Source organism: Streptomyces sp. NPDC026394 (assembly GCF_055567735.1).
The window spans coordinates 759,282-780,705 of sequence record NZ_JBVHPX010000001.1 but is presented as its reverse complement, the minus strand read 5'-3'; the positions used below and the strand labels follow the sequence as shown (position 1 = coordinate 780,705).

The following is a 21,424-nucleotide window of genomic DNA, read 5'->3' as shown; positions in this document are numbered from 1 at the left end:
GGTAGCGGTACGAAAACTAACCAAGTGGTGGTCTACATACCAGCAACCGCCCTAGTCTCCTCACCATCAGCTCCACAACTTGGCCCACAACCAGGAGACTTCACATGACCACCGTATCCCCACCCCCGCCCCTCCCCGACCCGCCTGACGGGTTCGGGCGGGAGGTCCAAGAGTTGGTCGATGCCACCGCGCCCCGCCTCTTCGCCGTCGTCGAGGAGTACGCCGTCGGCGGGTTCCGGGACGCCCGTGTCGCCGCCTGGGGGCTTGCCTACGAGGACGGGCGGGCGGATGTCGCTGCCGTGGGCTCCGGCTTCCGGATGTCGGTGGCGGCGCCGGAGCGGGCGGCCCGGTTCGTGTCGATGCGGCCGGGCAGTCTCGGGAGCGTCGTCTGGCCGGGGGCATGAGGGCCCGGCCGAACGGACCGGTCCGACCATCGCCGGACACCATCCGTCCGTCGGGGCACGGAAGCCCGGATCTCCTGGATGCGTGCCCCACCGCCGCCTACCGTGGGTCCCGCCCTGCCTACTCGTACCGGAGGTCGCCGGCCATGGACAGAGAGATCGAAGTGGATCGGGACGCCTGCGAGCGGACTCCGGACGCGATCCGTACGGCGTTGCAGCGGCGCCCGGACTGGCTCCAGTACTTCGAGCAGGACTGGCTCAGCGCGGCGGCGGAGTTCGACCGGGCGGAGCTGGACCGGGTGGTCGACAAGTGGTTCCCCTTCGCCTGTGCGTGCGCGACGCCCGGCTACCTGGATCAGGTGGAGCAGATGGCCAAGCGCCTGGCGGAGGGGGACACGGAAGGCATGGTCTTCCGGGACGCCGAGGGCAACGCGTACGACGCCGAGAACAATCCGATCGACGTCGGCGGGTGTCCATGACCGCCTACGTCATCAGGTACGCGGACCGCGCCGCACGGTGCAAGGCGGCCCTGGGCGCCGCGCAGCGGGCCTCCCTGGAGGAGCTGGAGAAACGGCTCAGCCTGAACCCGTTCGGCGCGCCTGCCAAGAGCCATCGGGACAACAGTTGGTCGGCCACCTTCGAAGGCGGCTTCATCCAGTACGTGGTGTCCAATACGCACGTCGTGATCAACGTCATCGACCTCGTGGCCGCGTGACCCGGCCCCGCCACACACGCCACGCCGAAGGGGCGGCCACCGACACCCGGTGGCCGCCCCTTCGGCGTACGACGTGAAAGCCGCGCGGTTACGCGCCCAGCTTCGCCAGTGCCGCGTCGATGCGGGACAGGGTGCGGTCCTTGCCCAGGATCTCCAGGGACTCGAAGAGCGGGAGGCCGACCGTGCGGCCCGTGACGGCCACACGGACCGGGGCCTGGGCCTTGCCGAGCTTGAGGCCGTGGGCCTCGCCGGCGGCCAGGACGGCTTCCTTGAGGGAGTCGGGGCTGGACCAGTCGGCGCCGGTCAGCTTCTCGCGGGCGGTGGTGAGCAGGGCCACCGGGTCGCCCTTCATCGCCTTGGTCCAGGACGCCTCGTCCTCGACCGGCTCCTTGCGGAAGAGGAAATCGACGTTGGCGGTGATGTCGGAGAGGACCGTCAGGCGGGTCTGCGCGTGCGGGGCGATGGCCTGCCAGGCCGCCTCGTCGAAGTCGGCCGGGTCCCAGTTGGCGTGCGGGGCCTGGAGCCAGGGGCGGCAGGCTTCGGCGAAGGCCTTCGGGTCCAGGCGGCGGATGTGGTCGGCGTTGATCGCCTCGGCCTTCTTCAGGTCGAAGCGGGCCGGGTTGGCGTTGACGTCGGCGATGTCGAAGGCCGCGACCATCTCGTCGATGGAGAAGACGTCCTGGTCGGCGGAGAAGGACCAGCCGAGGAGGGAGAGGTAGTTGAGGAGGCCCTCGGGGAGGAAGCCGCGCTCGCGGTACAGGTTCAGGGACGCCTGCGGGTCGCGCTTGGAGAGCTTCTTGTTGCCCTCGCCCATGACGTACGGGAGGTGGCCGAAGGCGGGGACCGTCTTGGCGACGCCCAGTTCGATCAGGGCCTTGTAGAGGGCCACCTGGCGCGGGGTGGAGGAGAGCAGGTCCTCGCCGCGCAGGACGTGGGTGATCTCCATCAGGGCGTCGTCGACCGGGTTGACGAGCGTGTAGAGGGGGGCGCCGTTGGCGCGGAGGATGCCGTAGTCCGGGACGTTCTCCGGGGTGAAGGTCAGCTCGCCGCGGACCAGGTCCGTGAAGGTGATCGGCTCGTCCGGCATCCGGAAGCGGACGATCGGCTCGCGGCCCTCGGCCTCGTACGCGGTGATCTCGTCGGCCGTCAGGACGCGGCACTTGCCGTCGTAGCCGGACGGCTTGCCGGCGGCGCGGGCGGCCTCGCGGCGGGCGTCCAGCTCGGCCGTGGAGCAGTAGCACTTGTACGCGTGGCCGGCGTCCAGCAGCTTCTGCGCGATCTCCTGGTAGAGGTCCATGCGCTGCGACTGCCGGTACGGCTCGTGGGGGCCGCCGATCTCGGGGCCCTCGTCCCAGTCCAGGCCCAGCCAGCGCATCGAGTCGAGCAGCTGGTTGTAGGACTCCTCGGAGTCGCGGGCCGCGTCGGTGTCCTCGATGCGGAAGACCATGGTGCCCTGGGTGTGCCGGGCGTAGGCCCAGTTGAACAGGGCGGTGCGGACCAGGCCCACGTGGGGGTTGCCGGTCGGGGAGGGACAGAAACGGACGCGGACGGGGGTCGCGTTAGCCACGCTTGATCACCTTGTTGGTGAGAGTGCCGATGCCTTCGATGTGGACGGCGACCTCGTCGCCGTCCTGGAGGGGGCCGACCCCGGCCGGGGTGCCCGTGAGGACGACGTCGCCGGGAAGCAGCGTCATCGCCTCGGTGATGTGCACGATCAGGTCCTCGACGGAACGGACCATTTCGCTGGTGCGGCCGAGCTGGCGCTGCTCACCGTTGACGGTGCACATGATCGTCAGGTCGCCGGGGTCCAGCTCGGTCTCGACCCAGGGGCCGAGCGGGCAGGAGGTGTCGAAGCCCTTGGCCCGCGCCCACTGCGCCTCGCGCTTCTGCACGTCACGGGCGGTGATGTCGTTGGCGCAGGTGTAGCCGAGGACGACGTCCTTGACCCGCTCGCGGGGGACCTCGCGGCACATGCGGCCGATGACGACGGCGAGCTCCGCCTCGTGGTGCACCTCCTGGGAGAAGGAGGGGTACACGATGGGGTCGCCGGGGCCGACCACCGAGGTGGAGGGCTTGAAGAAGGTGACCGGCACGTCCGGGACCTCGTTGCCCAGTTCGCGCGCGTGTTCGGCGTAGTTGCGGCCGACCGCGACGACCTTGTTGGGCAGGACCGGGGGCAGCAGGCGGACCTTGTCGAGGGGGACCTTGTGACCCGAGCGCTCGAATTCCGCGAAGGGATGTCCCTTGATGACGTCGATGTCGTCGCCGTCGAGGACGCCGAAGCCGACGTTGCCGTCGATGGAGAATCTGGCGATGCGCACGGGTTGCCGCTGCCCCTCATAGATCACTGGCCGGAGTTGACACTCCAGGCTATCGCGGGGGGCGCGGCGGGCCCGCCTGCCCTGGCGTTCGCCCTGGTGTCAGACGGCCGTGTCCGGCGCGGCGGCGGCCTGCGCGGGGACGGTCTGCGGCGCGGGGGCGTCCATGAGGACGGTGCGGCGGGGGTTGGCGGTCTGGGTGGGCAGCTCGACGGCGTGCTCCGGGGCCTCGGCCGCGGCGCTCTGGAGGTCGTCGGCGTCCTTGAGGTGGGCGAGGGTGGTGCGCCGCGGGTTGGCTATGTTGCGGAACATCATCGTGGTCTTCACTGCTTCATGCCTCGCGTGGGGACTCGGGGAACAAGGCCGCGGTCCGCTCGCGCGGGATTGCGGCCTTGTCGTTTCGGGCAACTGTGTAAAGCGTCAGGCTATGCGCGCTATTCCCCGCGCGACTCCGGGAAAGTCGACCCGGCACCTGTGAGTTTGCTCACGAACTGTGTGACAAATGCCGCATTTCTCATGATCAACATCCAGGGGCGAAACGGACATTGCAGGATTGAAGCCCATGTTCCGCTCCCGATCACCGCACCTGGGACAGGAGGTACCCGCGAGCGACTCGCGGGCATTAGTCCGTTATCGACGGCGCCACTCTCTACGTATTGTGACGTGTTCCGTACATTGCGTCACGCATGTCACAGGGGACGGCACCGCCCTTGTTGGAGATCCGGCACTGTGCTGGAATTCCACGGACCGCCGCAGGTTTCAGCCGGACGGCGCGCAGAGGGCGCAGCGAAGCGCCGCGCGGTGGTGCCGCTCTCTCGGCCAGAGAGGGCAGCTCGCCGGTCACTCACGACCGCCACACGGGGGCCCCGGTCCCCTACGACTCGACAACCGTCCCGCCGTTCACGCGGAGGGACGCCTGGTCCAGAGGTTGCGACGCTAGTGCAGGGACGTTTCAAGAGGGACGGGTCTCCCCAGGCCCGCCAGGGCCAAGGGGAAGCTGCGGCGGACCCGGAGCTGCGCGGCGGAAGCGACCGCGCCGCCTCGCCCCAGCATGGCCAGGGCCCCGGCCCGGCGGCCGGGGGTGACTCCGCCGACGGCGCCTCGCCCAAGCCGTCGAAGGGCGCCAAGGAGCCGAGCGGCCCCGGCGCGCGAATAGCCATGCGCAACTGGCGCATCAGCACCCGCCTGGTCTCCCTGCTCGCGCTCCCCGTCATCGCCGCGACCACGCTGGGCGGCATGCGCATCAACACGTCGCTGGAGAACATGGACCAGCTCGACAAGATGCAGCTCCTCACCGAGATGACGCGGCAGGCCACCGAGCTGGCCGACGCCCTCCAGACGGAGCGGGACAAGTCGGCGGGTCCGATCGCCGGCACCGGCAACGTCAAGGACGACGCCAGCGTCGTCGCCCCGCGTGAGGCGACCGACCGGGCCAAGCAGGCGTTCAACAAGGCCACCGGTGACGTCCAGCGCGACGACCCGACGATGGCCGGCGTGCAGGCGACCCTGCTGGACATCGGGCGTCAGCTCAACACCCTCAACGAGATCCGCAACAACGCGTACAAGGACGGCGACAACGCCGCCCGTACCGTCAGCAGCTACAACCAGCTCATCACCTCGCTGCTCGCGCTGTCCCAGGACATGGCCCAGGCGACCAGCAACCCGGAGATGATCCGCAGCACCCGTGCGCTGGCGGCATTCTCCTCCGCCAAGGAATACGCGTCGATGCAGCGCGCGCTGGTCAGCGCCGGCCTCGCGCACAAGGGCAGCCCGCAGCTCTCCTCCAACGACCGGCTGGCCGGCCGTACCGCCGAGGACAACGAGAAGGCGGCCCGTGACCGCTTCTCGCAGATCTACACCGGCGCCACCGACCTGACCAAGGGTCTGGACGGCAACAACGACGACATCAAGGCGGCCGTCGCCTTCGCCCACCGGGCCTTCGCCAGCGACGGCGGCATCCACAGCGAGGACTACAAGTACCTCGACTGGTACGACACGGACACCGTCAAGATCGACGAGATGGGCCGTATCGAGAGCTCGCTGCTCTCCCAGATGGAGCAGAAGTCCCGCGAGCTGCGCAACGAGGCGACGCAGGAGGCGATCCTCAGCGGTGCGCTGATCCTGCTGGTCCTCGGCATCTCGCTGGTCGGCGCGTTCGTCGTGTCCCGGTCCATGGTGCGTTCGCTGCGCCGTCTGCAGGACACCGCGCAGAAGGTCTCCCAGGAGCGCCTGCCCGAGCTGGTCAAGCAGCTTTCCGAGGCGGACCCGCAGGACGTGGACACCTCCGTGGAGTCCGTCGGCGTGCACAGCCGGGACGAGATCGGCAAGGTGGCCGCGGCCTTCGACGACGTGCACCGCGAAGCCGTCCGTCTGGCGTCCGAGCAGGCGCTGCTGCGGGGCAACGTCAACGCGATGTTCACCAACCTCTCGCGCCGCAGCCAGGGCCTCATCCAGCGCCAGCTCTCGCTCATCTCCGAACTGGAGTCCCGCGAGGCCGACCCGGACCAGCTCTCCTCACTGTTCAAGCTGGACCACCTCGCGACCCGTATGCGCCGTAACGGTGAGAACCTCCTCGTCCTCGCGGGCGAGGAGCCGGGCCGCCGCTGGACGCGCCCGGTCCCGCTGGTCGACGTGCTGCGCGCCGCCGCGTCCGAGGTGGAGCAGTACGAGCGCATCGAGCTGAGCGCCGTACCGCAGACCGAGGTCGCGGGCCGGGTCGTCAACGACCTCGTGCACCTGCTCGCCGAGCTGCTGGAGAACGCCACCTCGTTCTCCTCCCCGCAGACCAAGGTCAAGGTCACCGGTCACGCGCTGCCCGACGGCCGGGTGCTGGTCGAGATCCACGACACCGGTATCGGCCTGTCCCCCGAGGACCTGTCCGCGATCAACGAGCGGCTGGCCAGCCCGCCGACGGTGGACGTCTCGGTCTCCCGCCGCATGGGTCTGTTCGTGGTCGGCCGCCTGTCGCTGCGGCACGGCATCCGCATCCAGCTCCGGCCGTCCGACTCGGGCGGTACGACGGCGCTGGTCATGCTGCCGGTCGATGTCGCCCAGGGCGGCAAGAAGCCCCAGCCGGGCGGCAAGGGCGGGCCGGGTGCCGGTTCCGTCGAGGGCGCCCCCGCGCCCCACACCCCGAACGCCTCCGCCAACCGCCTCGCCGGTCTCCAGCCGCGCGGCCAGGTCGGCGCGGGCGGCGCGCGTCCGGCGCTGCCGGGCCGCGGCGGTCCGGGTGGCCAGGGCGGGCCGGGTGCCAGTGCGTTCGGCGCGCCGACCGGCCGTACGGGCAACGCGCCCGCCGGACCCTCGAAGAGCACCCCGAACACCGGTCAGCTGAGCGACGGGCGTCCGGCGCTGCCGACCCGTGGCGCGCCGGCCGGTGCGAACACGGGCGCGGGTGCCGGTGACACCTCGCAGATGCCGACGGTCGCTCCCCCGACGGGTGCGCCCCACCGTGACGAGCGCCCGGAGCTTCCGCAGCGCGGCCCGGCCGGCGAGCTGACCGGCGGCGCGGACGCCACCGGCGGTCCGTCGCAGCCGAACACCACGAGCTGGGGTGCCCGCCGTGAGCGCGGCGCCTCGGACGACTGGCCGATGACGCCCCGCCAGGAGCAGGACCGGCCGCGCGGCCACGAGGAGCCGGAGACCACCGGCGGCTTCCCCCGCCCGGCGGCCGGCGGTCCCGGCGACACGGCGGAGTTCGCCCGTCCCGACTTCGACGCCCCGCCGCCCGGCGCGGACGGCGACCTGACCGGACGCGGCCCCGGCGACACGGGGGAATTCGCCCGTACCGACGCCTTCGGTTCCGGCGCGCCGCAGCGTGACGACCAGGCGACCGGTCAGTACGAACTGCCTGCCGACCTGCGCGGCGAGTCGCCGCAGGGCCCCGGCGACACCGGGCAGTTCGCCCGCCCGGACGACGGGCGCGGCTTCGGCGAGACCGCGTACGGGAACAACGGTTATGACGCGGGCGCGGGCAACGCCTTCGCGGGCGGCAGTGCCTTCGGCGGCGGCGCGCAGCAGCAGGACGCCAACACCACCGGCGAGTTCGCCCTCCCCGCCGACCTGCAGAACGGGTCGCAGCAGGGCACCGGCGAGTTCGCGGTGCCGCCGCAGGAGCGGCAGCGCCAGGACGGCGGCTCCGGTGACCTGCTCGGCGGCGGTTCGCCCGCCGGTCCCGGGGACGGCCGTACGCCGATCTTCGACACCATCGAGTCGAACTGGTTCAACCACCCGGCGTCCGGTGCGGCCTCGGTGCCGCAGCAGGCCGCCGACGAACCCTCGGTCCCGTCGGCGGAGCACTCCGAGGCGCCGCCGCTGCCGCGCCGCGAGCCCGGTGCCGCCGCCGGCGGCGCGTCCGCCGGTACGTCCGGCTCGCTCTTCGACGGTGCCGCCGCCGACAGCCGTACCCAGGGTGAGCAGGGCCAGTGGCGTGCCTCGCCCAACGACGAGCGCTGGCGGCAGGCGGAGCAGATCCGCCAGCCCGCCGCGGGCGGCGTCACCACCTCCGGGCTGCCCCGCCGGGTGCCGCGCGCCAACCTGGTCGCCGGCACCGCGCAGCAGCAGTCCCACCAGACCGGTCCGCAGGTCTCGCGTGCGCCCGACGACGTGCGCGGCCGTCTGACCAATCTTCGTCGGGGTATCCAGCAAGGCCGTTACCGGGCCGAGGAGAACGCCTCCACCGGCAACCACGGCATTGTCGACCCCACTCACCAGCAGGAGCGTTAGTTGAGTCCGATGAGCCAGGCGGCGCAGAATCTGAACTGGTTGATCACCAACTTCGTGGACAACACCCCCGGTGTGTCCCACACGGTGGTGGTTTCCGCGGACGGACTGCTCCTCGCCATGTCCGACGGCTTTCCCCGCGACCGCGCCGACCAGTTGGCGGCGGTGGCCTCGGGGCTGACCTCGCTGACCTCCGGTGCGTCCCGCATCTTCGAGGGCGGCGTGGTCAATCAGACCGTGGTGGAGATGGAGCGCGGCTTCCTCTTCATCATGTCCGTCTCCGACGGATCGTCGCTGGCCGTACTGGCGCACCCCGAGTGCGACATCGGCCTCGTCGGTTACGAGATGGCCCTGCTGGTCGACCGCGCGGGCACCGTGCTGACGCCCGACCTGCGCGCCGAACTCCAGGGCAGCCTGCTGCACTGAGTCCCGCCGAACGTCACGACCCGACCCACCGACCACCGTGCCGCACCCCCCACCGGCCCAACCCGACGACAGTCAGTTGTCCCGTCCGGAGGACCCCATGACCCCGCCACCTGCCTCGCCCGGCCCGTACGGCGCCTACAGCCAAGCGCCGTACGGGGGCGAAGGTGACCAGCCGCTGGTCCGCCCGTACGCCATGACCGGGGGACGGACCCGGCCGCGCTACCAGCTCGCCATCGAGGCACTGGTCAGCACGACCGCCGACCCGTCCCAGCTGCCCGGCCTGCTGCCGGAGCACCAGCGCATCTGTCATCTGACCCGCGAGGTGAAGTCGGTCGCCGAGATCTCGGCGCTGCTGCACATTCCGCTGGGGGTGGCCCGGATTCTGGTCGCGGACCTGGCGGAGGCCGGCATGGTGGCGATCCACCAGCCGGGCGGCAGTGGCGAGGCCGGCGGTACGCCCGACGTGACGCTGCTGGAAAGGGTGCTCAGTGGACTTCGCAAGCTCTGACGGCGCCGCGGCGGCCGCCGGTCAGGGCGGCAGATCCACCACCTCGGCGAAGATCGTGGTGGCGGGCGGCTTCGGCGTGGGCAAGACCACGTTCGTCGGGGCCGTCTCGGAGATCAACCCGCTGCGTACGGAGGCCGTGATGACCTCCGCCTCGGCGGGGATCGACGACCTGAGCCACGTCCAGGACAAGACCACCACCACGGTGGCGATGGACTTCGGCCGTATCACCCTGGACCAGGACCTGATCCTGTACCTGTTCGGTACGCCGGGTCAGGACCGTTTCTGGTTCATGTGGGACGACCTGGTCCGCGGCGCCATCGGCGCGGTCGTTCTGGTCGACACCCGCCGGCTCGCCGACTGCTTCGCGGCGGTCGACTACTTCGAGAACAGCGGCCTGCCCTTCGTCATCGCCCTCAACGGCTTCGACGGACACCAGCCGTACACGCCGGACGAGGTCCGCGAGGCCCTCCAGATCGGCCCCGACGCACCGATCATCACCACCGACGCCCGCCACCGCAGCGAGGCCAAGAGCGCCCTCATCACCCTGGTCGAGCACGCTCTCATGGCCCGCCTGAAGTGACGCCGGCAAGTCGCCCCGCCCGAAAGTAAGTTGCCTCGGGCAATGAGAGCCTTTCCGGTGCCGCGCGGCGCCGGAAAGGTGCGGGCCGCACGGTGGTTCCCGTGCGGCGCCGGTGGATCTGTGTCCTTGGCCACGCCGCCGACCGCGTTCATAACGTTTCGACAGAGAATTCATCCGCCGCCGACACCCGGCGCGCACGCGCGGCTCCGCTGCGCTCACATTTCTCCCGCCTTTTAGCGCCCCTCGCCCTTAACGCCCCTTTTATCTGACGTGCTCAGCGCGCTGCCACCCCTTTGCCCAGTGTTTGGAACGCACGGTCCTGACGTGCTGAAATTCGCTGAACTCCGGAGTAGTGACGCCCTGAAGAAAACGGCACAGCGCAAAAGGGTGCAGTGCCGGCGCCGAGAGGTTGTTGGTCGAGTGAGGCGAAGCAAGTCGGGCCCCGAGCCGCAGGAACCGCGGCGGGGCAACTTCACGCCACCGTCGCACAGCGCGGCATCGGCCGTCGGCACGTCCGAGAGCCCGGTCGCCACCGCACCCGTGAGCGGCGGGCGGTTCTCCCCGCGCAACTGGCGGGTGGCCACCCGCCTCAACGCGATCCTGCTCATTCCCGTACTCGTCGCCCTGGTCTTCGGCGGCCTGCGGGTGAACGCCTCCGTCGAGACCTGGCAGGAGGCCCAGGACGCCGAGGCCACCGCCAAGCTGGTACGCGCCGCGGCGGCCTACAGCCACGCCATCATCGACGAGCGCGACCGTACCGCCGAGCCGCTGCTGGCCGGCAAGCGGGACGACCCCGCGGTGAGCGAGGCCCGCGGGGCCACCGACACCGCCGCCGACGCGTTCCACGCCGCGGTCGCGGAGATGCCCGCCAAGGAGGGCCTCAAGCGCCGCCTCGCCGCCTTCCAGAAGGTCGAGCCCAACCTGACGAAGCTGCGCGAGTCCGCGTACACGCCGCAGCTCCCCGGGGTACGCACCGAAGAGGGCTACGTCGCCATCCAGCATCCGCTGATGGAGTTCGCCAACGAACTGGGTCTGGGCACCGGCAACATCACCTCCTACGGCCGTACGGTCTACGCCGTCTCGCTCGCCAAGGCCGCCGAGTCGCTCACCCGTGCCATCGGTACGCACCTGCTGGTCGACCCCGCGTCCCCGCAGGGCGGCAAGGAGCACAAGAAGCAGCTCACCGCGTTCGCCTCGTACAAGTACCTGGAGAACATCGCCATCGGCGAGTACACCTCCGGCGGTACCCCCGAGGACGTGCAGCGGCTCAAGGACGACGCCGCCCAGCTCAAGAAGCGGGCCGAGGAGGCCGCCGCCAAGGCCAAGCAGCGCGCGGAGGCCGCCGGCCAGCAGTTCAAGGCGCCGCCGTCGTTCGAGGCGATGGCCACCGCCATCGCCTCCGGCGCCTCGCCGCAGCAGCTCGCCGCGCAGGGCATCACCCCGGAGACCTGGTTCGCCGCGGCCACCGGCACCTTCGACATGTACCGCGCCATCGAGAAGGACCTCGCGGACAAGGCCGTGGCCGAGGCCGCCGAGATCTCCTCGGACGCCCGCCAGTCCACCTTCACCGACTCCGCGATCGTGATCGCCGCGCTGGTCGTCGCCTTCCTGGTGGCCGGCATGATGGCCCGCCGGATGAGCCGCAACATGCGCCAGTTGCGCACCGCCGCCTTCGGCATCGCCGAGCAGCGGCTGCCGACCCTGGTCGACCAGCTCTCCCGTACGGACCCGGGCCGCGTCGACACCCGCGTGCAGCCCATCCCGATCCACACCACCGACGAGATCGGCGAGGTCGCCCGCGCCTTCGACCAGGTGCACCGGGAGGCCGTCCGGCTCGCCGCCGAACAGGCGCTGCTGCGCGGCAACGTCAACGCGATCTTCACCAACCTCTCGCAGCGCAACCAGGGCCTGATCGAACGTCAGCTCACCCTGATCACCGAGCTGGAGAACAACGAGGCCGACCCGGATCAACTGGAGAGCCTCTTCCGGATGGACCACCTGGCCACCCGTATGAGGCGCAACGGCGAGAACCTCCTCATCCTCGCGGGCGAGGAGCCGGGCCACCGCTGGAACCAGCCGGTGCCGCTGATCGACGTGCTGCGCGCGGCGACGTCCGAGGTCGAGGCGTACGAGCGGATAGAACTGTCCGGCGTGCCGGACGGCGACATCCACGGCACCGCCGTGACCGACCTCGTGCACCTGCTCTCCGAGCTGCTGGAGAACGCCACCACGTTCTCCTCGCCGCACACCAAGGTGCGGGTCGCCGCCACCCGGCTGCCGGACGGCCGCGTCATGATCGAGATCCACGACAAGGGCATCGGGCTGACCCCCGAGGACTTCGCGGACATCAACCACAAGCTGGCCAACCCGCCGACCGTGGACGCCTCGGTCTCCCAGCGCATGGGCCTGTTCGTGGTCGGCCGGCTGGCCGACCGGCACGGCATCCGCGTGCAGTTGCGCCCCTCCGGCGAGCAGGCCGGCACCACCTCCCTCGTCATGCTCCCCGAGCCCATCACGCACGGCGGTGGCGGCGAGGAGGGCGGCTACGACGACGACTTCACCGTCTCCCGCATCGTGCCCGAGCACCAGCAGGGCGCGTACGAGAGCGACGGCCGTTCCGCCGCCGAGCTGGGCTTCGACGAGCTGGGCCTGAGCCACGGACAGCACGGCGCCGCCTCGCGGCTCGACCCGGTCAACCGCTCACTGATGCGCGAGGAGCGCCGGGCGGCACTGGAGGCGCAGAGCGGCGGCGCGGGCGCGCAGCCGCACCACCCGGCGCAGGACCCGCACCACCCCGCGCAGACGCCGGGCCCGTACCAGGACCCGTCGGCGCCGCTGTTCCAGGACCAGGCGCCGTTCCAGGACCAGGCCCAGTTCCAGGACCGGGCGCCGTTCCAGGGCCCGGACCAGTTCCAGAACCCGGACCAGTTCCAGGACCCGGCCCAGCAGCACGGCGCGGGCTACGGGGACCACTCCGGCCAGGCATATGCGGAACCGGCGCAGGGCACCTACGGGGACACGTCGCCGCAGGGCCAGGGACTTGCCGAAGTCGGTTACGACGAGGCCGTCGGCCAGCAGTCGTACGCCCCGTTCGAGTCGCGGCCGCTGGACGGCGGGCCCGAAAACGGAGCGCACACCGGCTACTTCGGCGGGGAACCGGAATCCGACCGGAATCAGCCGCCCGCTCCCGCGGACGGTCCGGAACGCGTAGCATTCGACCGACCGGACCCCACCCCGAACGGCGCACCGCCGCTGACCGACGCCGGCCTTCCGCGCCGCGGAGCCGCCGGCAAGCCGCAGGCTCCGCAGCAGCAGTGGCAGCCGTTCGAGGAGGCGTCCTCCAGGCCCCGTGCCCAGGAGGAACCGGCGGCCGCCCCGCAGGGGAACGCGCCGGAGCCCGGTGCGGACGACTCCGAGTGGCGCTCGGCCAACGACGAGCGCTGGCAGCGGGCGGAGCGGCTGCGTGAGCCGAAGGCGGGCGGAGTCACCTCCTCCGGTCTGCCCCGGCGGGTGCCCAAGGCCAACCTGGTCGAGGGCACCGCGGAGCAGAGCCCGCAGGGCGGCCCGCAGGTCTCCCGTGCTCCGGAGGACGTCCGCGGCCGGCTGAGCAACCTGCGGCGCGGGGTCCAGCAGGGACGCAACGTGGGCACGGACCAATCGGAGGTCCCCCAGAATGACCAACAGGGCTTCGGCCCCGGCAGCACCTACGATCAGGAGCGTTAGTGTGAGCCCGATGAGCCAGGCGGCGCAGAACCTGAACTGGTTGATCACCAACTTCGTGGACAACACCCCCGGTGTGTCCCACACGGTCGTGGTCTCCGCGGACGGTCTCCTCCTCGCCATGTCCGAGGGCTTCCCTCGGGACAGAGCCGATCAGTTGGCGGCGGTGGCCTCCGGCCTCACCTCGCTGACCTCCGGCGCCTCCCGCATCTTCGAAGGCGGGAGTGTCAATCAGACCGTGGTGGAGATGGAGCGCGGCTTCCTCTTCATCATGTCCGTCTCCGACGGATCGTCGCTGGCCGTACTGGCGCACCCCGAGTGCGACATCGGCCTCGTCGGTTACGAGATGGCCCTGCTGGTCGACCGCGCGGGCACCGTGCTGACGCCCGACCTGCGCGCGGAACTGCAGGGCAGCCTTCTCAACTAGCAGACAGGCAGTGCGTTTCCCGCCACCGCGCCATAGGGTGCGGTGGCGCGACCGGCGTCAGAATGGCAAGTTGAAGGAGGAGACGTGGCAACGCCCCCGAGCGGATACCCGTACGGTCCCGGACAGCAGTCCGGGTCCCAGGGCGAGCACCATCACAACCGCTTCAACTTTCCTTCCGCGCCCAGCCGCCGGCAGCAGCGGCCGTCCCAGCCGCCGCAGCCACGGCAGTCCTACCAGCAGCAGCCGTACGACTCCCGGCAGCCGTACGAGCCGTCGCCGTACGACCAGCCGCGGGCGCCCCGCAGCCGGCCGGCGCAGTCCCAGCGGCGCGCGCCCGGTCCGTCGGCTCCCGCCGGGGGCGCGCACAACCCGCTCGTGCGCCCGTACGCGATGACCGGAGGCCGGACCCGGCCGCGCTACCAGCTCGCCATCGAGGCACTGGTCAGCACGACCGCCGACCCGGCCAGGCTGCAGGGCCAACTGCCGGAGCACCAGCGCATCTGCCACCTCTGCCGCGAGATCAAGTCAGTGGCCGAGATCTCGGCCCTTCTCTCCATCCCCCTCGGCGTCGCCCGAATCCTCGTCGCCGACCTGGCCGAGGCCGGACTCGTCGCCATCCATCAGCCCGGCGGGGACGAGTCCGCCGGCGGACAGCCAGATGTGACACTGCTCGAAAGGGTGCTCAGTGGACTTCGCAAGCTCTAGCGGTGCAGCCCGCTCCACCACCTCCGCGAAGATCGTGGTGGCGGGCGGCTTCGGCGTGGGCAAGACCACGTTCGTCGGGGCCGTCTCAGAGATCAACCCGCTGCGCACCGAAGCCGTGATGACCTCGGCGTCGGCCGGCATCGACGACCTCACGCACGCGCCGGACAAGACCACGACGACCGTGGCGATGGACTTCGGCCGCATCACCCTGGACCAGGACCTGATCCTGTACCTCTTCGGTACGCCCGGTCAGGACCGTTTCTGGTTCATGTGGGACGACCTGGTCCGCGGCGCCATCGGCGCGGTCGTCCTGGTCGACACCCGCCGGCTCGCCGACTGCTTCCCCGCGGTCGACTACTTCGAGAACAGCGGCCTGCCCTTCGTCATCGCCCTCAACGGCTTCGACGGACACCAGCCGTACACGCCGGACGAGGTCCGCGAGGCCCTCCAGATCGGCCCCGACGCACCGATCATCACCACCGACGCCCGCCACCGCAGCGAGGCCAAGAGCGCCCTCATCACCCTGGTCGAGCACGCTCTCATGGCCCGCCTGCGCTGACCGGCCCGGCCGACGGCGACCACGCGGCGAGCCCCCGTACCTCTCGGTGCGGGGGCTTTGCGCTGCGGGGGGGGCGGGGCTACCGGTTGAGGTGGTCGGCGGTGGCGGTGAGCAGGAGCGCCAGCGACGTCGCTCCGGGGTCCGGGTGGCCGTGGCCCAGCGGGCCCATACGGGCGGCGCGGCCGCGGGACGGGGTGAGGTCGGCGGTGGCGGCCGCGGCGCAGGTGGCGGACTGGGCGGCCGCCTTCCAGGCGCCGGGCAGGGGTTCGCCGGCGCGGGCGTGGAGTTCGGCCCGGAACGGATCCAGCGCGTCGAGCAGGGTCTTGTCCCCGACCCGGGCGCCGCCCAGTTCCGAGACGGCCCGCTGCGCGGCGTCCGCGGCGTCCGCGAACAGGGCGGTGGAGTAGCCGTCGGCGCGAGTGAGGACGGCGCCGGTCTCGGCGAGCAGCGTGCCGTACAGGGCGCCGGACGCGCCGCCCGAGGCGTCGGCCAGGGCGAGACCGGCGGCGAGCAGCGCGGCGCCCGCCGAGCGGGGATCGGCGGGCGGCCCCGGTTCGGCCGCGCGGGCCGCGCCGACGGCGGCGCGCAGGCCCCGGACGATGCCGATGCCGTGGTCGCCGTCCCCGGCCACGGCGTCCAGGCGGCCCAGTTCGTCCTCATGGGCGGCGATCAGGTCGAGGACGGCCTGGAGGGTCGCGGTGGCGGGGAGGTCGGTGGCGGAAGCGTCGGTGGCCGAGGTGGCGGTGGCGGCCGCCGGTGTGGCGGCGGCGGCCTGCGCGGGTACGGACGGGCGGAGGTCGGCGGCTTCCGGGTGCTCCCCCGGGAGGCTGCGGAAGGCGGGGGTGTCGCAGGGCGCGTCGTAGAGCGCGGCCAGTTCGTCGTCCAGGAGCATGACGGACAGGGAGACGCCCGCCATGTCGAAGGACGTGACGAACTCGCCGACCTCCGGGCGGTGCGGGCGCAGCCCGGCGGCGCGCAGGCGGCGGTTGACCTGCCGGTAGACGACGAACATCTCCTCGTACTTGGTGCGGCCCAGGCCGTTGAGGAGGACGGCGGCCCGGCCGTCGCTCCCGGCGGGCGGCTCGGGGAGTTCCTGGAGGAGGTTGTCGACGAGCGCGTCGGCGAGTTCGGCGGCGGTGAGGTGGCGGGTGGTGCGCAGGCCGGGTTCGCCGTGTATGCCCATGCCGAGTTCGGTGGTGCCCGCGTCGACGGTGAACAGCGGTTCGCCGGCGCCCGGGAGCGTACAGCCGGCGAACGCGGCGCCGAAGGTGCGGGTCATCGCGTTGGCGTGCTCGGCCGCGCGGGCGACGGCCGCCAGGTCGTCGCCGCGTTCGGCGGCCGCGCCGGCCACCTTGAAGACGAAGAAGTCGCCGGCCACCCCGCGCCGGTCGCGGGACGGGTCGGCCTCCCGGCCCTCGACGGGCGGCGGCCCGCTGGCGACGTCGTCGGTGACCAGGACCGTACGGACGTCGACGCCTTCGGCGGCCAGGCGGCGCGCGGCGAGGCCGAAGTGCATGACGTCCCCGGCGTAGTTGCCGTAGCTGAAGAGCACCCCGGCGCCGCCGTCCGCGGCGCGCGCGGTGCGGTAGACCTGTTCGGCGCTGGGGCTGGCGAAGACGTCGCCGACGGCCGCCGCGTCGGCGAGGCCGGGGCCGACGAGCCCGGCGAAGGCGGGGTAGTGGCCGGAGCCGCCCCCGATGACGACCGCGACCTTGCCGGGGCGCGGCGCGTGCCGCCCGACGACCCCGAACGTGTCCGGGACCCGGCGCACCGTGCGGGCGTAGGCGTCGGCCAGACCCTCCAGCCAGTCCTCGCGAAAGGTGCCGGGGTCGTGGCCGGGGCCGACTGCGGGGGTGGTGGTCATCGGGCTCACTCCTTTGTTTCGTCCCTGTTGGATTTAACACTCAGATCACATATTCGTCACCCCTTCTGCCGTGAATGGCGGCCCAAGTTGCGCGAAAGCCGTCGGAGAAAAGCTCGCATCACATCTTGCGTGTGAAGTTCACAGGATTCATGCTGCTCGCATCACACCGCGCCGACCGCACCGCCGGATCGCCGGATCGCCGGATCGCACCGGCCCTACCGCAGGCACCGCACACAACGCACGCACCATCCGTACCGCCGCATCGCACCGCACCGCACGGAGGCAGGTCATGGCCCCACCGAAGCTCCCGCTCCCCGACCGCCTCGGCATCCCGGGCCCGCTGGTCCTCGGCTATCTCGGCGTGCTGCTGTTCATGGTGGGCGACGGCGTCGAGTCGGGTTTCATCGCCCCGTACATGGCGGACCACGGCGCGGGCACCGAGGTGCACGCCTCGTACGTCATCACCGCGTACGGCGTGACCGTCATGCTCGCGTCCTGGCTGTCCGGCGCCCTGTCCGACCTGTGGGGCCCGCGCCGGGTGATGCAGTCGGGGCTGGCCGTCTGGGTCGTCTTCGACGTGCTCTTCCTGGCCTTCGCCCTGGGCCCGCAGAACTATCCCCTGATGCTGGTCTTCTACGGTCTGCGCGGCTTCGGCTACCCGCTCTTCGCCTTCGGCTTCCTCGTGTGGATCACCGCGACCGCGCCGACGGCCCGGATGGGCACCGCGGTCGGCTGGTTCTACGTCGCCTTCACCGGCGGGCTGCCCACCCTCGGCTCGCTCGTCGCGGGGGTCACCAACCCCTGGTTCGGCCAGTTCGGCACCCTGTGGGTGGCGCTCGGCATCATCGTCCTGGGCGGCGCCTGCTGTCTGCTGGGCGTCCGGGAGCGCACCGGGTACGCCCGGCTGGCGCCGCCGGAGGTGCGTCCGGTGCAGTCGCTGCTGTCCAGCCTCTCCATCGCCTGGACGCACCCGAAGGTCGCCGTCGGCTGTGTCGTACGGATCATCAACACGGCGCCGGAGTTCGGCTTCCTGGTCTTCCTGCCGACCTTCTTCGGCTCGGAGCTGGGGTTCGGCCAGGGCCGCTGGCTGACCCTGCTGGCCGTCATCTACGGCACCAACGTGCTGTGCAACCTGCTCTTCGGCGCGATCGGCGACCGGATCGGCTGGCGGCGGACCATCGCCTCGTTCGGCGGCCTCGGCTGCGCGGTCACCACGCTGACCCTCTACTTCGTGCCGAAGGCCGTCGGCGGCAACTACCCGGTGGCGATCGTCATGGGCATGCTGTACGGCATCACGCTGGCCGGATTCGTGCCCGTATCGGCCCTGGTCCCGGCCCTCGCGCCGGAGAACAAGGGCGGTGCGATGGCCCTGCTCAACCTGGGCGCGGGCGGCGCGGCCTTCGTCGGGCCGGCCGTCGTCAGCGTCTTCCTCGGCCCGCTCGGCCCGGCCGGGGTCGTGGTCGTCTTCGCGGCGCTGTACGTCGTCTCCGCCGCCCTGACGCTGTACCTCAAGGTGCCGGAGCGACCGGAGGACCCGGAGGGCCCGCGCACACCGGTGCACGCGGACCCCGTGGCCGTACGGGCCGCTGCCGATGCGGCTACCTAGGGCACTGCTTCCACGCGAAGTGGTACTTGGTGTTGATGCTGCCGTCGGTGGAGTCCATCGCCATGTAGCTGGTCAGCTTGGGGTCGGAGCCCTTGGCGTCCACCCGCAGCTCGGTGTTGATGTTGAAGTAACGCTTCTCGCCGCAGGGGGCGTAGACCAGCGCGTCGATCCCGGTCTCGTCCGAGGACTGCCAGTTGGCGTCGTACGGGCCGGTGAAGCGGTGGCTCTTGCGAGCCGTCTCGGAGCTGCCCTGGAAGTAGTAGCCCGCCTGTTCCAGGCCGACGGCACCGGGCGCGAGCTGGGCGTAACCGCGGTAGTCGGCCTTGGCGATCGCGTAGGTGAAGCCCTGGGGGACGTGGACGTTCAGGGCGATCTGGCAGTTCTTGCGGGAGTCCGTGGGTCTGCTGTCCTTGCCCGCCTGGGCGAGGTATTCGCTGTACGTCACGGTGAACGCGGTGTTGTCGGGCGCGACGGCCACCGCGGCGCTGCCCGGGCGGCAGCCCGAGCCGTTGACGGTGGCGACCGTGATGGTGATCTGGCCGGTCGGCGGCGCCTCTTCGCCGTACCGCGGCGAGGCCTGTGCGGAGGCGGGGGACGCCGACCCGGCGAGGAGCAGCAGCGATGCCGCGGCGGCACCGACACCCAGTGTGCGGAGCATGGGCTTTCCTTCCGGTCGTCCTGCGGTCGGTTCCCGGGGCCCGGGGGTGGACGCCGGGAGCGCAATGACGAGCGCATGTCAGCACGGGGATCACGGATTGGACAGCTCCCGGCCCCGGAGTCGGTGTGAACCTACGCCTTCTTTCGGCCGTCGGAGCAACGGCGTACGCCCCGCGAAGAAAGCAGTCGGGCCCGGTACTCGCTTCGAGTACCGGGCCCGGACGACTTGCTGCTCAGCGCTGCCAGCTACCGGCGCCGCGGAAGCCGTACTGGCGCTCCAGCCGGCGCCAGCGCGCGGCGGTGGCGCGGCGGCGGCCCGGCACGGCGGCCTCCGGGCGGTGCGCGGCGCGGGCGAGCAGGACGGCGGTCAGCGCCGCCAGCTCCTCCTCGCTGGCCTCACCCTTCTCCACACGGATGGGGCTGGTCTGAACGGAAGTGGTCACGTCGTTTCTCCGGTCTGCGAAAGGTCCGGTCGGGGGCCGGTCGGTGGCTGTCGTGCCGTGCCGGGCGGGCTTGCGCGCCTCTCGGAGGCGGGCCGGCGCGCCCTACTGGGGCGGGTTGCCGTGCTTGCGCGCGGGCAGGTCCGCGTGCTTGTTGCGGAGCATGTCCAGGGAGCGGATGAGCACCTCGCGGGTCTCGGCGGGGTCGATCACGTCGTCGACCAGACCGCGCTCGGCCGCGTAGTACGGGTGCATCAGCTCGGACTTGTACTCCTTGACCATCCGCGCCCGCATCGCCTCGGGGTCGTCCGCCTCCGCGATCTGCTTGCGGAAGATGACGTTGGCGGCGCCCTCGGCGCCCATCACCGCGATCTCGTTGGTGGGCCAGGCGTAGGTCAGGTCCGCGCCGATGGACTGCGAGTCCATGACGATGTACGCACCGCCGTACGCCTTGCGCAGCACCACCGAGATCCGCGGCACGGTGGCGTTGCAGTACGCGTACAGCAGCTTGGCGCCGTGCCGGATGATGCCGCCGTGCTCCTGGTCGACGCCGGGCAGGAAGCCGGGCACGTCCAGCAGCGTGACGATGGGGATGTTGAACGCGTCGCACATCTGCACGAAGCGGGCGGCCTTCTCGGACGCCTCGATGTCCAGCACGCCGGCCAGCGACTGCGGCTGGTTGGCGATCAGGCCGACGACCTCGCCGTCCATCCGGGCCAGCGCCACGATGATGTTGGTGGCCCAGCGCTCGTGGACCTCCAGGAACTCGCCGTCGTCGACCAGCTCCTCGATGACCGTGCGCATGTCGTAGGGCCGGTTGCCGTCGGCCGGCACCACGTCCAGCAGGGCGTCGCCGGAGCGGTCGGCGGGGTCCTCGCACGCCACCGACGGCGGGTTCTCCCGGTTGTTCGACGGCAGCAGGGACAGGAGGTAGCGGACCTCTTCGAGGCAGGTCTGCTCGTCGTCGTAGGCGAAGTGGCACACGCCGGAGGTCTCGGCGTGCACGTCGGCGCCGCCCAGGCCGTTCTGGGTGATCTCCTCGCCGGTGACCGCGCGCACCACGTCGGGCCCGGTGATGAACATCTGCGAGGTCTCGCGGACCATGAACACGAAGTCGGTCAGGGCGGGGCTGTAGGCCGCGCCGCCCGCGCACGGGCCGAGCATCACGCTGATCTGCGGGATGACGCCGGACGCCTTGGTGTTGCGCTGGAAGATGCCGCCGTACCCGGCCAGCGCCGAGACGCCTTCCTGGATACGGGCGCCGGCGCCGTCGTTCAGGGAGACCAGCGGGGCACCGGCCGCGATGGCCATGTCCATGATCTTGTGGATCTTCGTGGCGTGCGCCTCGCCCAGCGCGCCGCCGAAGATCCGGAAGTCGTGGGCGTAGACGAACACGGTCCGGCCGTGCACGGTACCCCAGCCGGTGATCACACCGTCGGTGTAGGGCTTCTTGGCCTCCAGGCCGAACCCGGTGGCCCGGTGCCGCCGCAGCGGCTCCACCTCCCGGAAGGAACCCTCGTCCAGCAGCAGCTCGATCCGCTCACGCGCGGTGAGCTTGCCCTTGGCGTGCTGCGCCTCGGTCGCCCGCTCGCTGGGGCCGCGCCGGGCCTGCTCGCGGATGGCGTGCAGCTCGGCGACCCGCCCGCGGGCGTCGTTCGCCTCGGCGGGCACATCTTCGACAGTGGTCATGTATCGACGGTACGTGGCCGGACCCTCCGGAACCGATGTCGGTTTCGTACAACGTCGGAAGCGATTTGGTGGGCAGGCAGGACAGAA

19 protein-coding genes are annotated in these 21,424 nt (G+C 71.4%); 12 read left to right on the top strand and 7 right to left on the bottom strand.

Annotated elements, in window-relative coordinates; all coding sequences use genetic code 11:
- Positions 1-104: 104 nt before the first annotated feature.
- From ACZ4QV_RS03290 to ACZ4QV_RS03280, 3 genes are all read left to right on the top strand, one after another.
- Positions 105-404 carry a hypothetical protein gene (locus ACZ4QV_RS03290; RefSeq protein WP_361614662.1) on the top strand — a complete coding sequence of 100 codons (300 nt, stop codon included), beginning with the start codon at positions 105-107 and terminating at the stop codon, positions 402-404.
- Positions 405-547: 143 nt separating this feature from the next.
- The gene (locus ACZ4QV_RS03285) at positions 548-880 is read left to right on the top strand and encodes a DUF6247 family protein (protein WP_361634550.1); all 333 of its coding nucleotides are present in this window, start codon (positions 548-550) and stop codon (positions 878-880) included.
- Entirely contained in the window at positions 877-1,116 is a 240-nt protein-coding gene (locus ACZ4QV_RS03280) for a hypothetical protein (RefSeq protein WP_030018349.1), read from the top strand. The genes ACZ4QV_RS03285 and ACZ4QV_RS03280 overlap by 4 nt, the downstream gene beginning before the upstream one ends.
- Before the next feature lie 88 nt (positions 1,117-1,204).
- Here the strand turns inward: ACZ4QV_RS03280 and gltX are convergent, their stop codons facing one another.
- The 3 genes from gltX to ACZ4QV_RS03265 form a co-directional block, all read right to left on the bottom strand.
- Positions 1,205-2,683 (bottom strand): glutamate--tRNA ligase, encoded by a 1,479-nt coding sequence (gltX, locus tag ACZ4QV_RS03275; protein ID WP_361145820.1) that lies wholly within the window; start codon positions 2,681-2,683, stop codon positions 1,205-1,207.
- On the bottom strand, positions 2,676-3,437 hold the full coding sequence (locus tag ACZ4QV_RS03270) for a fumarylacetoacetate hydrolase family protein (RefSeq protein ID WP_361145821.1): 762 nt from the start codon (positions 3,435-3,437) through the stop codon (positions 2,676-2,678). The genes gltX and ACZ4QV_RS03270 overlap by 8 nt, the downstream gene beginning before the upstream one ends.
- A 99-nt stretch (positions 3,438-3,536) precedes the next feature.
- Entirely contained in the window at positions 3,537-3,761 is a 225-nt protein-coding gene (locus tag ACZ4QV_RS03265) for a hypothetical protein (RefSeq protein WP_361145824.1), read from the bottom strand.
- Positions 3,762-4,373: 612 nt separating this feature from the next.
- Here ACZ4QV_RS03265 and ACZ4QV_RS03260 point away from each other — a divergent pair.
- From ACZ4QV_RS03260 to ACZ4QV_RS03225, 8 genes are all read left to right on the top strand, one after another.
- Positions 4,374-8,159 (top strand): nitrate- and nitrite sensing domain-containing protein, encoded by a 3,786-nt coding sequence (locus tag ACZ4QV_RS03260; protein ID WP_361583908.1) that lies wholly within the window; start codon positions 4,374-4,376, stop codon positions 8,157-8,159.
- 9 nt (positions 8,160-8,168) lie between these two features.
- Positions 8,169-8,582 (top strand): roadblock/LC7 domain-containing protein, encoded by a 414-nt coding sequence (locus tag ACZ4QV_RS03255; protein WP_030018344.1) that lies wholly within the window; start codon positions 8,169-8,171, stop codon positions 8,580-8,582.
- Positions 8,583-8,679: 97 nt separating this feature from the next.
- A complete protein-coding gene (locus ACZ4QV_RS03250) occupies positions 8,680-9,090 on the top strand; it encodes a DUF742 domain-containing protein (RefSeq protein ID WP_030018343.1) in 411 nt (136 codons plus the stop codon).
- Positions 9,071-9,670 (top strand): GTP-binding protein, encoded by a 600-nt coding sequence (locus ACZ4QV_RS03245; protein ID WP_358965342.1) that lies wholly within the window; start codon positions 9,071-9,073, stop codon positions 9,668-9,670. The genes ACZ4QV_RS03250 and ACZ4QV_RS03245 overlap by 20 nt, the downstream gene beginning before the upstream one ends.
- 420 nt (positions 9,671-10,090) lie before the next feature.
- The gene (locus tag ACZ4QV_RS03240; RefSeq protein WP_467762520.1) at positions 10,091-13,393 is read left to right on the top strand and encodes a sensor histidine kinase; all 3,303 of its coding nucleotides are present in this window, start codon (positions 10,091-10,093) and stop codon (positions 13,391-13,393) included.
- Between the two features lie 10 nt (positions 13,394-13,403).
- Complete coding sequence (locus ACZ4QV_RS03235; RefSeq protein ID WP_018087204.1) at positions 13,404-13,817, top strand: roadblock/LC7 domain-containing protein; 414 nt, start codon at positions 13,404-13,406, stop codon at positions 13,815-13,817.
- An 84-nt stretch (positions 13,818-13,901) separates the two neighbouring features.
- Positions 13,902-14,522: a DUF742 domain-containing protein gene (locus ACZ4QV_RS03230; RefSeq protein WP_361614654.1), complete on the top strand. Its 621-nt coding sequence runs from the start codon at positions 13,902-13,904 to the stop codon at positions 14,520-14,522.
- Positions 14,503-15,081, top strand: coding sequence for a GTP-binding protein (locus ACZ4QV_RS03225; RefSeq protein ID WP_073447656.1), 579 nt, complete (start codon positions 14,503-14,505; stop codon positions 15,079-15,081). Before ACZ4QV_RS03230 ends, ACZ4QV_RS03225 begins: the two co-directional genes overlap by 20 nt.
- A gap of 79 nt (positions 15,082-15,160) precedes the next feature.
- On the opposite strand, the gene ACZ4QV_RS03220 is transcribed toward ACZ4QV_RS03225, so the two are convergent.
- Positions 15,161-16,945 carry a dihydroxyacetone kinase family protein gene (locus tag ACZ4QV_RS03220; protein ID WP_467762519.1) on the bottom strand — a complete coding sequence of 595 codons (1,785 nt, stop codon included), beginning with the start codon at positions 16,943-16,945 and terminating at the stop codon, positions 15,161-15,163.
- Between the two features lie 289 nt (positions 16,946-17,234).
- Here ACZ4QV_RS03220 and ACZ4QV_RS03215 point away from each other — a divergent pair, with 289 nt between their 5' ends.
- Positions 17,235-18,551, top strand: coding sequence for an MFS transporter (locus ACZ4QV_RS03215; protein ID WP_361583917.1), 1,317 nt, complete (start codon positions 17,235-17,237; stop codon positions 18,549-18,551).
- Here ACZ4QV_RS03215 and ACZ4QV_RS03210 read toward each other — a convergent pair.
- From ACZ4QV_RS03210 to ACZ4QV_RS03200, 3 genes are all read right to left on the bottom strand, one after another.
- Positions 18,544-19,209, bottom strand: coding sequence for a DUF4360 domain-containing protein (locus tag ACZ4QV_RS03210; RefSeq protein WP_361145842.1), 666 nt, complete (start codon positions 19,207-19,209; stop codon positions 18,544-18,546). The two genes, ACZ4QV_RS03215 and ACZ4QV_RS03210, sit on opposite strands and share 8 nt — an antisense overlap.
- 232 nt (positions 19,210-19,441) lie before the next feature.
- Positions 19,442-19,651 (bottom strand): acyl-CoA carboxylase epsilon subunit, encoded by a 210-nt coding sequence (locus ACZ4QV_RS03205; protein WP_361145843.1) that lies wholly within the window; start codon positions 19,649-19,651, stop codon positions 19,442-19,444.
- Between the two features lie 102 nt (positions 19,652-19,753).
- Positions 19,754-21,337: an acyl-CoA carboxylase subunit beta gene (locus tag ACZ4QV_RS03200; protein WP_361145846.1), complete on the bottom strand. Its 1,584-nt coding sequence runs from the start codon at positions 21,335-21,337 to the stop codon at positions 19,754-19,756.
- Positions 21,338-21,424: the final 87 nt, after the last annotated feature.